Consider the following 13,505-nt stretch of genomic DNA (forward strand, 5'->3'; position numbering starts at 1 on the left):
AGTAGCCAACTCCCGTGCTTCCGGTAGCGCGCCGGTCGACTCCGTAAAAGACGTCTCCCCTCGGGGCGGGAACGGGGAGCCACGACAACTCGGCCTCGGCCCGCCCACGGCTTCGGCCATCACCTGTCAGGATGCCCTCATGACCCTGCCTGCCGCCCTCATGCCACACCGGAACCGCGTCTCCGCCACAGGCTCCGTCCTCTCCCGTTGGTCCCACGACTCCGTGCTGTCCGTCGGCTCCCTGGGATCGGTCCTGTCGATCGGCTCGGTGGGCTCCGTCCTCTCGGTCGGCTCGGTCGGCTCCGTTCTGTCGATCGGTTCCGTCGGCTCGGCCCAGTGCCTCCTCTCCGCGGGCTCCTGGCTCAGCACCGGTTCCCTGCTCTCCGCCCAGTCCAGCTGGTCGGTCCTCTCCTGGAAGGCCCGCGGGGGCTTCCTGGCCGCCGGGGCCCTCACCACTGTCGCCGGGGCGGCACTGCTGTTCCGTACAGCGTCCCGGTCCCACCCGGCCTGAGAAGCGGAAGTCATCGCCGGTCCGTCCCGCCACGCCCGAGCGGGACAATCTTTCGATGCGTGATCAATGTGCGGGTGCATGCGGGTGCATGCGGGTTTGAAGGCGTGTTCGATCTGCGATCGCAGCAGGGTGCCCTCCAGATGTGCCGTCTGTGTGCAGGAGAACGAACCGTTCAGCGCCGTCGATACGCCGGTGGAACAAGTCGAGCGGAATGATCTTCCGGCTCCTGCGGAGCACAAGAAGCTGCGGGAGGAGAGGGGCCTCACCGAGTCCCTGGCCGAGCGGCTGGACTTCTCCCGCAACTCCATTCGCAGCTGGACCCGTTCGGCTTGTCTCAGCTGCTTCTCCTGGGCGAGTCCCTCGTTGATTCTCTCCAGTTCCTCGTCCAGGTCGGCCAGTCGTTGCACGGTGTCGGCTCGCACCCCTTCCAGAGCCTCCTCCACCACGTCGTTCTGAGTGGCCAGGGCCGTATCCTCCGCGTCCGCGAACTGCTTCTTCAGCTGCCTCGGTCTCTTCTTGCACCCGGCGCAGACTGTACCTACTGAGGCTGAACTCGTGATGTCGCGTTCGGCTGACCGGGGGCCGTTCCGTGCGGTATCACCGTGGGATGCGGTATCCACACGGGGGCGGGCTGACCGCCGAGCGTCGGGAGTTCCGGGAACGGTTACGCCTGGAGGCGGCCGAGCGGTCTGCGCGCGGTGAGACCAACGCGGCTGTCGCCAAGGAGTTGCGGGTCAGCGTCCGCTCGGTACAGCGCCGGCGCCGGGCTTGGGCCGGGCGGATCGCAGGCCCTGAACTCCAGCGGCCCGGCATCGCTGCCCCGGCTGAGCGACGAGCAGTTCATCGAACTGGAGCGGGACCTCGCCAAAGGGCCGGCCGCCCACGGCTGGGAGGACCGGCGTTGGACGGTGGTCCGGATCAAGACGGTGATCGGCCGACGCTTCCACATGACCTACACCGTCCAAGGCGTGCGCAAGCTCCTCGCCCGCAACGGCTGGTCGTGCCAGGCCCCCGCCCGCCGGGCCCCGGAGAGGGACGGCGAGGCAGTCGCCGGCTGGGCCAAGGAGCCTGGCCCTGCGCGGAAGACTCGCGGCGGTGAGTGGAGGCTGGCTCGTCCTCGAGGACGAAGCCGGCTCCTCCATAACGCCGCCGCACGCGAAGACCTGGTCCCAGCAAGGCCGCACCCCGGTGGTGCGCGTCCGCGGCCGCTCCCGCAGACGTATCTCCATCGCCGCGCTGACCTGCTACACACCCGGCCACCGGTCACGACTGATCTACCGGCCCCGCCGCGACGACAGCAACCGCGACGGACGCAAGAACTTCTCCCGGCGCGACTACCGCGATCTACTCACCGCCGCCACCCAGCTCGGCGGCCCGATCGTCCTCGTCCGGGACAACCTCAACATCCACAAGGCCGCAGGAATACGGGAGTTCGCCGCGATCCGGGACTGGCTGACCATCTACTACCTCCCGCCCCACGCACCTGACCTCAACCCCGTCGCAGGCAACTGGTCCCTCCTGCGGCGCGGCCGGCTCTCCAACGTCGCCTTCACCACCCCCGAACACCTCATGCAGCACATCTGCCGCGGCCTGCGCCACATCCAGCACCGCAGCCACCTCATAGACGGCTGCCTCACCAAGAAAGGGCTGACGATCAACCCTCGAAAACCGGCGACGACATCACGAGTTCAACCTCAGTAGCTCTCGTGTTCGGAGGGCGGTCCGAACCGCTCGATGAGGTCGCAGGTGCACGTACCGCCTTCGTACAGCTCTCCGTCGCTCTCTTCGTGGTGTTCGCGTACTGCCCGTTTCGCCGGGGCCGCCGACGGTGCAGGCTGTAGGGCGGCGGGCGGCTCCGGGGCGGCCGCGATGGCCGGTGGCGGTCCGGCCCATTTCATGCCCAGCGCGGCGAGGGCGGCGAGCTGGTCGGCCTTCAGCCGGTCCCTTCTCGATTTCGTGTTCGATAGCCATACGCCGAGCCGCACGGGTACGGGTTCGGCTTCGCCGTCGACGGTGACCTCGATGACCGCCCCGCGCGGTACGGGCCGGTCGGCGCCTTCCTGCTCCACCCACTGCTCCAGGGCTGTCAGGCCCCGCTGGAACGCCACTTGCGTCTTGCTCGGGGTCTTGCCCGGCCCCTTCGCCGTAGGGGGCGGAGAGGGCGGTTCGGCGATCGGGATGCCGAGCCTGGCGAGGCGTTCGCGCTGTTCGGGCGTCAGCTGGGCCTGGACGCCGGCGTTCTGTTGCTTCCACCGCCAGGCGCCGATGTCATCACCGTCCATGTACACACCGGGGGCGATGTACGGGAGCGCCCCGTCGGCGTCGACGAGGTCGGCGAGCACCCGGTAGTGGCGCTGCCAGTTCAGCGACCATGAGCAGTTCCAGTCCGGGTCGATCTCCGTCAGCTGCTGCGCCCGCTTCTCGGCCCGGTCCGGGTCCTTGCCCAGCCCGCCCTTGCGCCGGAGGTTGGCGAGGTGCTGCCCGATCGGCACCAGGCCCTCGGCTTCGCTCTCGCCCCACACGGCGTCCTGCCTCGGTGCGAGGTGGCCGGTGGCCTGCCGGTAGGAGCGGAGCGCGGCGAGCTTGTTCTCCCAGGCTTCCTCGCCGGGCTCCCAGACCATCCCGGCCTCCGGGGTGTCCAGGAGCTCCTTGCGGTGCGGATCGAGTTCCCCGGCACGCAGGGATTTCCGCTGCTGGTGGACCCATCGGCCCAGCGGGAACGCCTTCGTCGCCCCGACCTCGACCTCGACGTCGTAGGGCACGGCGTGGACACCGGTGACGTTGTTCTCCGCCCGCCAGCGGATCAGGGCCTGGTAACCCTCCAGCCACACCAGCGACTCCGGCCGGTAGACCCGGGTCCGCAGGAAGGCGGCGATCGTCGCCGCGTCGCGCGGGGTGGAGAAGTGCAGCAGCGCCGATTCGGCGGCGGCGCCGGTGCCGTTGCCCTCCTGGTCCTCGCCGTCGCTCCCGCCGCCGTCCCCGACGATTCGCCCGTCCTCGTCGCGCTGGACGTGGACCGTGCGCTTCCCGCTCGTGAGTGCCCGGGAAGCGAGCTGCTCGACCAGACGTTCGTCATGCGATGTCGTTTCGTGGGGGTGTAGTTGCGGTGTAGGTGGTGTCTTGTGCTGGGGGTTTCCCGGTTTGGTTGAGACTGTGTGAGCGTGGTCTTGCGGGGCTGGCGGCTTGCTGATGTGGGGTTCTCTCGTTTTCGTTGAGAGTTTTCTCGTGTCTCTCGTGTGGTCCTGTCTTCTAAAGACCTGGTGTGTGTTTTCCCTGTTCACAGCGTTGCGTGCTGTGTGGTCGTCGGACGTCCCGGGGGTTAGCGGCGGGGTGTGGTGGGCCGGTTGGGGGTGGGGCGGTGGTGGGTTTCGGCGAGGTGGTCCAGGCGGATCGTTTCGAGGCTGGTTTTGGTGATGCGTTCGGTGCCGTTGTAGATGGCGGTGATGGCTGCTTGGCGGATCAGGCGGGTGAGGGATCCGATGCGTCCTGCGGTGCGCTGGTGGAGGTAGGCGGCGTGGCGGGGGAGTGTGCCGGGCTGGTGTGCCCGTAGATCGAGTGCTGCTTCTACGCCGGTGATGAGTTCGCGGAAGGGTTCGTGTTTCCCGAGGCGTGCGGGGAAGGCGCCGCATTCCACCAGGGAGGCCCGCCCGGCGAGTTGGGCTCCGCGTACGCCGGAGAACAGGGCAGTGGTAGTGACGTCGATGCCCGCGTACACGAAGGTCGCGCGGATGCGTTCGGTGAGGTCTTTGAGGAGGTCGGCGGTTTCCGCGCCGGTGGTGGTGCGGGGGTTGAGCCGGTGGATCTCGTCGATGAGGATGAGGCGGACGCCGGTGTGGTTGTAGGTGTGGCAGACGGCGTCGGTGATCTGGGCCTGGGTCATCCGTCCGGTCACGGGGATGCCGAGGTAGCGGGCGAACTCGGTCGCGAGGGCTTTCGCGCTCGCCGCCGGCGGGACCAGCACGTATGCGACGGGCACCGGTGCGCGCATGCCAGGGCCCGGTGGCGGGTGCTGTCGGGTGTGGGCGAGGTGGCAGGTGCGCCCGGTATGCAGGAGGGCGGTGGTCTTTCCGGCTGCTGCCGGCCCGGTGACGATCAGCGATGGCCGTGCGGTGGTCTGCTGGTGCTGTCCCAGGATCATCAGTGTGCGCACGTTGTTGGTGAGGGTGTCGATGGCCGGGGTTCGTACCGTGACGAAGGCGGAGTGGTAGGCGAGGCGTTCTTCCGCGCTTCGTCGGGGGTCTCCGGGGGCTGGTGGTTGTGGGGGAGGGGTGGTGGCGAAGTGCTGCCAGCCCTGCCAGGTCGTCACCGGCCATGCCGTGCCGGTTGGCCCGTCGTCGTCTGGGGCGCTCATGCCGTGCTCTGTTCGGGCGGGCCTTTCGTGCGCTGTGGATGGAGTGCCTTCTGCGCGCGGGCGGGGGCTGGTCACCACTTGAGAGCTTCTTCCTCGGCGTCGTAGAGCCCGTACCCGTTCACCGGCCCGGCCGGGTCCTGCACGGGTTCGTCTGGCGTGAGGCCGTCTGTTTCCTGGTCTTGGTCGAGGCCGTCGAGGTTGTCCTCGCCCGCGCCCGCTGCCCCCGGCTGTGGTCGGGGTGCGTGGTGCCGGCTCTGGGAACGGCGTGGTGGGGGAGTGCGGGCGGTGGTGGTGCGGTTGAGGAGGTGCTGCTCCTGGGCGGTGGCCTGTCCTGCCCGGGCGCGGCGCATCAGAGCGTCGAGGGCTTCGGCGAGAGCGGCTTCGGCCCGTTCGGCGTCCTGTCCGGTCTGCTGAGCGGTGATGGTGCGCAGGTATTGCCAGATGCGGTCGTTGAATGGCTGGTGGGTGTGGTCCCGGTGGATCCACGGGATCTCGGTGAGCAGGCCGTCGGGTAGGCGGATCCAGACTTGGCGGGCATCGTGGGGGTTGTAGTGGATCTCCCATTTACCGCCGCGGCCTGCCACGCTGGAGGGCTGCCCGCGGTGCGGGCCGAGCAGGTCGTGGTCGTAGGTGCGGTGGTGCAGACGGATGCCGTGCTCGGTGATGGCCTGCCACCGCACAGGCAGCAGCTCCAGGTAGTCATTGCCGGTCAGCGGTACGGGCACGTATCCGGCGGCCGCGACCAGGGCCGCCCACATCTGGTTCGGGGACAGCGCGATCTTCGGCAGCAGGGGATGCCGCAGGCCCTGGTGCGGGCGGTGGTGATAGTGCACGACCCACTCATCCAGCAGCTCTTGCAGCTGGGCGACGCTGTAACAGGCTTCGCGTGCCGCGTCTTTGCCGCGGCGAGTGACGTCGGAGCCGGTGTAGCCGGGCAGGTGCTGGCAGAACAGGGTGTTGATCGACCCGAAGGTCCGCTCCACGATGCCTTTGGCTGTGGGGGCGAACGGCGGGGCGGCCTGCACGCTGATCCCGAGTGCTTCGCAGGCGCCCGTGAACGCCTTCGACAGGAACACCTTCCCCCGGTCCACCACCACGGTCTCGGGTACCACGACCGGCCGTGCGGCTGCCCCGCGAAGACGTTCGTCCAAAGAAAGCAGACGCTCGGCCGGCAGGACCGCGCTGTGTGCGAAGCGCAGCACGTCAGGCCACCCCGGGCGTGCCGGATGCGGCACCGCCATCTCCGCCAGCAGCAGAGCGGCGTCAACCGCCTGAGTTCCGGCGGGGCACAGCACCCCCGCCAGGATCGCCCTGGTGGCGACGTCGACAGCGATCGTGAGTTCTGGCCGGCCCACGCTGCCGTCGTCGAACCGTGCGAGGACGTCCAGGCGGGTGGTGTCGATCTGGACCTGCTCCCCGGGCCGCAGTGCCACGGTCGGAGTGAATCCGCGTCCGTCGTCGGTGACCGGCACCGTCCGTACCCGGATGGCCGGATGATCTGCGGGGTGGGCGATCTCATGGACGAGGCGGTAGAACGTGGCCCGCGACGGCATCGTCACGGCGCCCTTGTACCGCTCGTCCAGGAGCTGTGCGACTAGCGGCATCAGCCCCTTCACGGTGCCCTTGGAGCGCCCCCGCTGCCCGCGCAGTACCTCCCTGACCGCGGCCACGACCCGCTCGTCCTGCCGTCTGCCGCCGCTTCGCCCCCGTGTGGAGCGGCGGTCCACCAGCCCCCACAGCCCCTGTTTGCGGTACGCCAGCCGCATCTTCTGCACCGTCCTGTCCGACACCCGCGCAAAGCCCAGCGCCGTCAGCTCAGCGGCTTTGGCGCGTTCGCGCTCGGCCAGCGTCCACCTCTGCGGGTCGTACTCGTCCCGCATCACCCCGCCGCTGTCCGGTCCGCCAGGCAAGCCGCACTCGACCTCCCTGATGTGCCGCAGCCAGGCCATCGCCTTCTCCCGCGCAACCACAGGGGCGGTCTCGAACAGCCCCCACTGCGGCACTGCCTGCACCGGCTCCGCACCCAGGACCGCGAAGCCCGGGTCGGCGAACAGGTGCCCGGCGAGCACCACCTGGTCCGCGCCGCCCTCGTCGACCAGGTGGAAGCCCTGCCGGGAGAGGGCAACGACCTGCCACCGCACTCCGCGGAAACGGACCTGCGCCCCGACCTCCACCACCGGCCGGCCACGGCGCCGCACCCCGCTCACCCGGCCTCCCAGATTCCCGCACCAGCCCTGAAGCCGTCTCTGCTGCTGTCCCTGGCGCCCGGCAATCCGGATCCGCCCCCGGACGCAGGGGCATGGACCAGGACGCGTTCGTGCAGCGTCACATCGATCGCCGCCTCCAGCAGTCCCGCCCACAGAGCGTGGAAGGCGACGGGCAGCACCTCGATCGGATCACCGACCGCTGCCACCCCTTCAACGAGCGGCCGCGGCCGCTCGAATTCGTCCACCACCGCCTCCAGCAGCCCCGTTCGTCCCCGATGCCGCGGGTGGCGGTAGCCGGCCAGCCACTTCAGATTCGCTGCCGGCACCTCGTCCAGCGGCGCCAGGCGCCGGTAGCTCCAGCCGACCTCCTCACACGCCGCGCTCACTGCTTCCGCGGCGGCCAAGGCGCGTTCACCGCCGGTATCGGGGCGGCTGGGGCAGTCGGCCAGCAGGGCAGTGCCGTCGCGGTACCGGGCGAACAGCTGCGGCACCCAGGACCGCACCCGTCCCCCTCCATCGCGCCACAGCAGCCGCACCGGCCGCCCCGCGAGTCCGGTCACGTCCGGGGCCCGGTCCAGGACCATCAGCTGGATACGCATCGCGTTCGACCCCGCGGCCACGTGCCGCCTAGTGGTCGCCGACCACCACAGGCCAGGCCCCCACCGCCGCCCCGGGACCACCGGGAACGCCGACACCGGATCAAGGTCCTCGAACGCCACTGCCACGGCGGCATCCACCCACCGCTGCTGCACCGCCCGCCCGACGGGGCCGATGAAGACCGCTTCGAACCCGGCCCCGATGTTCACGTCCGCCGGCCCGGGCCTGCCGCCAGGCCTGACCGCCGCATTCTCGCCGCTCACCCGCCCAGCCAAACCGGCCCGGCTGCCCGCCGGAGCTATTTACGCATTCCGATCACATGGCGCCACGTGATGCGGTAGCAGGAGGCCACATGCCAGGCACGCCCAAGCGACCTGGCGCGAACCGCCCACTTCCCGGCGAGCGCCAGCACCTATCAGTCGCCCGCGCCCTGATACGACTTGAGCGCGTCGGCCAAAGGACCAGGGGGCAGCTTCGCCCACCGGGCCACATCCTGGGGCGGCACCCCCGCATTCACAGCCGCCACCACTGTGTGCTGCAGAGCCTTCTCAATCAGGTCGGCACTGTGACCGAGAATGCGCAGCAGACGCTGGGCCACGTCCGCACTCGAACCGGCCTGCGCCCCACGCAGCTGGATCAGCTGCTCCTGAGCGCCGTCGACGAGGCTGCTGATCTGGGCGCGCTGTTCAACAGGCACCGCAGCCCGCCACATCGTCCCTGAGCCGGGTGCCTTCTTCTCTTTGCCCAGGACCCGCAGCTGGCCGGCCATGGTGGCGGCCTGGTGTTCCTGCCGCAGCCACCACGGGTCGTTGTCGTATCCGGGCGGCCCTCCGACGCCGCGACGCCGGCGGATGACACCGCCCATCCACGCAATCAGCGGACCACCGTGATCCGACGCCACCAGCGGCCCCAGCCACGGCCGCCCCACCCGCTCACCGAGACGGCGGCAGAACAACCCGTCGGCCGGCAGCGGCCGCGGCCGCCCAGCACCACTGTCCACCCACACCAGCTCGGCCATGCCCGGGTCCAGCAGAGCGCCGGCCACCGCCACCACCTCCGGGAAGACGACCGCGTCCCGCCCCACGATCCGCCACCACTCCAGATCACCCCCAGCATCTCCGCCCGCGACCAGATGCAGCCGGCGCGGCCAGACCGTCTCCCGCTCCCAGCCATAGGCCCCCTCCCACCACCGGGCGACCACCGCCCGCGCCAGCGCGAACACCCGCGCCGGCTCCGCACCGGCCCGCACCGCCCGCCGCCCCACCGACGCCCACCGCCGCTGCGCCGCCACCACCTCCGGCAGACGCCGCACGTCCAGGTACTCACGGGGCTGGTCGGCGTCCGCGTCCAGGAGCCACCGCCCGTGCCGCACACACACCCGTTCCCACCGCGGGGCGTATCGCACCGCACGCACAGCTGTTCCTGTGCGCTGCGCCGTACACAGCCCGCAGCCGAACGCCACCGGCCCAACAACTACGCCGCCGGTCCGCCACACCGCAGCCGGCACTTTGTCCTTTCCGGCAGGCAGCTTGGCGTCCTGCTTTCCCCAGGACGGCAACGCCCGTGCCGCCACGTCCTCCCCGATGCCGCACAGGCTCGCCAGAAGTCGCCGTCCGGCAGCGTTCAGCACTACCTCGGCGTCAGCCCGGCAGGCGCCGCCCTCGTGCTTGGGCTGCTGGTTAAGCCACTGCCAGTACGACCGCAGCCCCTTCGCCTCCAACCCGTAGCGGCTGGCGACGCGGCAGATCAGCGACGAGGTCGTCTCCCCCTGCAGGGGCGCGATCCGCAGGAGGCCGGGGTAAGGGGTCACTCCACCACGGTCTCGTGCTCACCGTCTTGGCGGGCGTTTTCGCAAAAGACGCTCAGCAGACCGAGACCACCTCACCCCAGCCGACCGCATTCGTCGCGATCAAGCCCCAGTTATCGTCGCTGACAACAGCCCACCTGAGCTGATCGAGGACCGCGTCATCGTCCGCTTCAGCCGAGACGAGACAGAACCGCCCTACGGCTTGATCGACGATGAGACGGGCTGAAGATAAGACCACCCGAGTCAGGTCCTGCCTGGAAACCAGCCAGGATCTGAAGTCCGGGTCAGGCCCAGTCCACCCCCAGCTGTGCGAGGGCATCGAGCTGCTCCGCCGTGAGTTTGTCGCGGCGTTGTTTCTGGTTGGCGTACCAGATCCCCAGGGCGAGGTCGTGTTCCTGGTCGTCGATGACGATCTTCTCTCGGTGGGTCCGTTTCACCGTTGCCTCGCCCTCTCGGGCAACGTACTGGGCTAGGGCTGTGAGGCCGCGTTGGAAGGCTTGCTGTGCCTTGCTCGGGCCCTTCTTCGTCGCACGCGCGCCGACCGGGGCGGGAGGCGGGGCCTGGGCAGGTTCCACGCCCAGCTTCGACAGCCGTTCCTGCTGATCGGTCGACAGCTGCGCCCACGTGCCTGGGTTCTTCTGCCGCTTGAGCCATCGTCCGATGTCGTCGCCGTCGAAGGTGACGCCGGGGACGATGTGGGGCAGGTGTCCGTCGGCGTCGACCAGGTCCGCGAGTACGCGGTGGTGGCGTTGCCAGTCGAGTGGCCAGGGGCAGTTCCAGTCCGGGTCGATCTCCGCCAGCTGCTCCGCGCGCGCAGTGGCCCGCTCCGCATCCTTCCCGAGCCCGCCCTTGCGGCGGAGGTTGGCGAGGAGCTGTCCGACAGCTAGCTGCTCCCCGTCTGCCGCGCCTTCGCCCCAGAGGGCGTCTTGTCGGGGTGCGAGGTGCCCGTGTGCCTGGTGGTAGGAGCGGAGTGCGGCGAGCTTTTTCTCCCATGCTTCGTCGCCGGGTTCCCACACCATCCCGGCGTCGTCGAGGAGGTCTTTGCGGTGAGGATCGAGCTCTCCGGCCCGCAATGATTTCCGCTGCTGGTGCACCCATCGCCCCAGCGGAAACGCCTTCGTCGTGCCGGCCTTGGTCTCGACGTCATAAGGCACGGCATACAGGCCGGTGATCCCGTTCTCGGCACGCCACCGGACCAAGGCCTGGTAGCCCTCCAGCCAGACGAAGGACTGGGGGCGGATGACGCGGCAGCGGGTGAGGGCGGCGATGTCGGCGGCGTCGCGGGGGGAGGCGAAGTTGACCACGATGGAGGTGACCCGGTCGACCTCCTGCTGCGCCTCGCCGGCCTCCGCGGGCATGTCCCCGTCCTCCGGACCGGCCGCGGTGGCGGGGGAGGGGTGGACGTGGATGCGCCGCCGTACAGCGCTGCCGCGAGTGAGGGCGTTGGAGGCGAGCTGGTCGACCATGCGTTCGGAGTGCGAGCGCAGGGCCTGGAGGATGTCGACCAGGGGCTGGTAGCTGGCCGAGGCGACCATGTCTTTCGGGTCCTCCCCGGGCTGGAGGAAGACGGGGATGATGATCCGCGCAGTCTTCACACTGCGGTCGGGATTCGGGCGCAGGGCGCGTCCGATGTTCTGGACGATGTCGACCTGGGAGCTGCGTGAGCCGACGATGCACACGGCCTCGACCCCGCGCAGTCCGGTGATGTCGACCCCGACTCCGAGGGCGCGTACCGAGGAGAGGAACGCCCGGTGCACCCGCCGGCTGTCGGCGTCGATGCCGTTGGCGAACTGGTGGATTACTTCACGCCGGTGCGCGATGGGATGGTCCCCGCACAGCCAGTCCGCCCACACCCGCTCCGGCGGCACGTGACGGCCTTCCTCGAGCTCGTACAGCTCTGCGTCGATCGACGACGCGGGTAGCTCCGCGGCCTCGGCCAGCGCCGCCGCGGAGGCCTCAGAGGCGTACAGCTCGGCGGCGGTCGCCGGCATCTGCTCGGCGAACGCTGCGGCTTCCTCGACCCGCTGGTGGAACACCATGGTGGTGTGCAGATTCCGCTGCGTCGCATGCTCCAGCAGCGCCGCCTGCAACAAAGCCATACGCCGGCCGCGCAGCGCCTCCTCCGACAGCCCTAGAATCGGGTCGGGGTCGCGGATTTCCAGCACGTCGATTTCGAACCCCGCGAGGATCGAGCGTTCCACCGCCTCCGCCAGACCGAGATCGAAAATCCGGGTGCCGTAGGTGCGGGAGTCGTCCTCCATCGACGCGATCACCACCTCCCGCCCGTCCCGCCCGCGCTGCGGCCGGGGCGCGGCGAGGATCCGCGGCGTAGCGGTCAGGTAGAGCCGGAAGCCGACAGGGATCCGGCTGTTGTCATGGATCGCCGCCCACGGCCGCCCCAAATCCCCGGCCGTCATGTGCCCCTCATCCAGAATGGCCAGGTCAAACGGAGCCATCCGCTGCCCGTACAACCGATCCCCGCCCGCCAGAGCCGACTCCAACGGCCCAGGAACAGTCCCACGACCAGAGACATCGACCGGGTCCTCACGGTCCACGAGAGAGGCGTACGTAGCGAACACGACCACCGGCCCGGTCCCGGCCCACAGGGCGAGCTGGATCGGATTGGTCGTGGTGCGCACCCCGAGCTGCTCCAGGACCTCGTCCCTGTCCACCGAGCAGACCGCGACCATCGGCGCACTGTGCCCGACCCGCCGCCAGGACTGGGCACTCTGCACGATCAGGTCCAGCGTGGGCACCATCACCAGAATCCGCCCGCCCGGGAAGTACTCCAGAGCGCACGCAGCGGTGGTGATCGTCTTACCGGACCCGGTCGCGGACACCCCCATGGCACGCGCCCCCTCCGGAGGCACAAAAGATCTTGCAGGAAATCCAACCCAGTCACGAAAGCGCAATTTCTGGTCGACCTGGTGTTCCTTGAGCGGAACCAAAAGCATTTCCAAGCCCTCCCCGATTCCTATTCCTGTGGTCCTTCGATGGCCGCGTGCGGAATGCAGGCCGCACCCGAGCCGTTCCAGATCCACGCACCCGCCCTGTGCCAGCCGGGCTTTCCGTCCTTGAAGGGCGGTCGGCCGTCCGGGTCGTAGCGCCCGACACCGAGCATGCAGAGGATCCAGTCCTCGTCGCTGTTCACCCTCCGCGCCGCACACAGACCGCCGACCACGCCCAGCACCTCCCACCCGGAGCCGCGCCATGATGCACGGATAGGCGCGCGGCAGCACGGACTCCCGGACGAACCCCACCGGCCGCCGCACCGTGGCCATCCCCGGCCCGCGATACCTCCAGGGCCTCGCTCACCGCCATCACGCCTTCGTCCCAGCCGTCCGCGAACAGCACACCCCGAGGAGCCGGCGCCATGCCGCCCAGCTCCACCACCTCGCCCTGCGCCCCCGCGACCGCCCCGGCCTCCAGGTCGTCCGCCTCGCTCGCGGGCACGCCCTGCGCCTCCAGGAGCGCGAACAGTCTCAACCGGGCGTTCACACCCGCCGTCTGGTACTGCGTCACCCGGCGCATCGAATCGCTGCTCAGCGCGGGATCTGGTCCGGTAGATTCGCGGTGACCGGCCATCTGGCCATCCTCTCGGAACTTGGGATATTCCCGAGCGACTGCCAGGTATCCCATATTTCCGCCAACGGTACATGCTGCATCTATCTGAGGCAGCCACTGCACTAGAACCCGACACGAACGAGGGACCCCCCACCCCTCGTAGCTAGCCCGGCCCGCGGCAGCGGGCCCAACGGTTCTGGAGGCGCAGCCGGAAGGACCGTTGGGCGAGGGAGCGCAGCGGACTCGCCCCAAGCAGGCGAAGCGAAGCGAAGGCCTGCTAAGCGCAGGCGAAGCCTGCGCCGGTCCGGGAGCGCAGCGGATGGACCGTCACCTCCGAAGCGCAGCACAGGAGGTGCGTGACCCGCGCAGCGGGTCACCAGCGCTTCCGCGGAGCGGAAGCGCAACCACCGCGCGCAGCGCGGTGGTTCGCTTGCACATCGCGCAGCGATGTGGTACCCGCTCCGCGGG

Annotated in this window: 8 protein-coding genes and 2 pseudogenes; 2 read left to right on the top strand and 8 right to left on the bottom strand. The window is 69.7% G+C overall.

Annotation, left to right across the window (positions count from 1 at the left end; translation table 11 throughout):
- Nucleotides 1-139 precede the first annotated feature (139 nt).
- A complete protein-coding gene (locus WQO_RS33585; RefSeq protein ID WP_010056721.1) occupies nucleotides 140-511 on the top strand; it encodes a hypothetical protein in 372 nt (123 codons plus the stop codon).
- A gap of 607 nt (nucleotides 512-1,118) precedes the next feature.
- Nucleotides 1,119-2,212, top strand: a pseudogene (locus WQO_RS37495) (IS630 family transposase).
- Here the strand turns inward: WQO_RS37495 and WQO_RS33605 are convergent.
- The 8 genes and pseudogenes from WQO_RS33605 to WQO_RS36265 all read right to left on the bottom strand — a co-directional run.
- Nucleotides 2,206-3,591, bottom strand: a pseudogene (locus tag WQO_RS33605) (helicase associated domain-containing protein); the annotation flags it as partial. The pseudogenes WQO_RS37495 and WQO_RS33605 overlap by 7 nt on opposite strands.
- Before the next feature lie 239 nt (nucleotides 3,592-3,830).
- The gene (locus WQO_RS33615) at nucleotides 3,831-4,862 is read right to left on the bottom strand and encodes a TniB family NTP-binding protein (RefSeq protein WP_193407253.1); all 1,032 of its coding nucleotides are present in this window, start codon (nucleotides 4,860-4,862) and stop codon (nucleotides 3,831-3,833) included.
- Nucleotides 4,863-4,933: 71 nt separating this feature from the next.
- Nucleotides 4,934-7,069 carry a Mu transposase C-terminal domain-containing protein gene (locus WQO_RS33620; protein ID WP_010056712.1) on the bottom strand — a complete coding sequence of 712 codons (2,136 nt, stop codon included), beginning with the start codon at nucleotides 7,067-7,069 and terminating at the stop codon, nucleotides 4,934-4,936.
- Nucleotides 7,066-7,875, bottom strand: a complete 810-nt coding sequence (locus tag WQO_RS33625) for a TnsA-like heteromeric transposase endonuclease subunit (protein WP_010056711.1) — start codon at nucleotides 7,873-7,875, stop codon at nucleotides 7,066-7,068. Before WQO_RS33625 ends, WQO_RS33620 begins: the two co-directional genes overlap by 4 nt.
- 206 nt (nucleotides 7,876-8,081) lie before the next feature.
- Nucleotides 8,082-9,476, bottom strand: a complete 1,395-nt coding sequence (locus tag WQO_RS33630; RefSeq protein ID WP_010056710.1) for a TniQ family protein — start codon at nucleotides 9,474-9,476, stop codon at nucleotides 8,082-8,084.
- Nucleotides 9,477-9,757: 281 nt separating this feature from the next.
- Nucleotides 9,758-12,427 carry a DEAD/DEAH box helicase gene (locus tag WQO_RS33640; RefSeq protein WP_079055624.1) on the bottom strand — a complete coding sequence of 890 codons (2,670 nt, stop codon included), beginning with the start codon at nucleotides 12,425-12,427 and terminating at the stop codon, nucleotides 9,758-9,760.
- Nucleotides 12,428-12,447: 20 nt separating this feature from the next.
- Complete coding sequence (locus WQO_RS36260) at nucleotides 12,448-12,624, bottom strand: hypothetical protein (RefSeq protein ID WP_162493206.1); 177 nt, start codon at nucleotides 12,622-12,624, stop codon at nucleotides 12,448-12,450.
- Nucleotides 12,621-12,995, bottom strand: coding sequence for a hypothetical protein (locus WQO_RS36265; protein ID WP_162493211.1), 375 nt, complete (start codon nucleotides 12,993-12,995; stop codon nucleotides 12,621-12,623). The genes WQO_RS36260 and WQO_RS36265 overlap by 4 nt, the downstream gene beginning before the upstream one ends.
- Between the last annotated feature and the right edge of the window lie 510 nt (nucleotides 12,996-13,505).

Source organism: Streptomyces globisporus C-1027 (assembly GCF_000261345.2).
Taxonomy (GTDB): Bacteria; Actinomycetota; Actinomycetes; order Streptomycetales; family Streptomycetaceae; genus Streptomyces; species Streptomyces pakalii.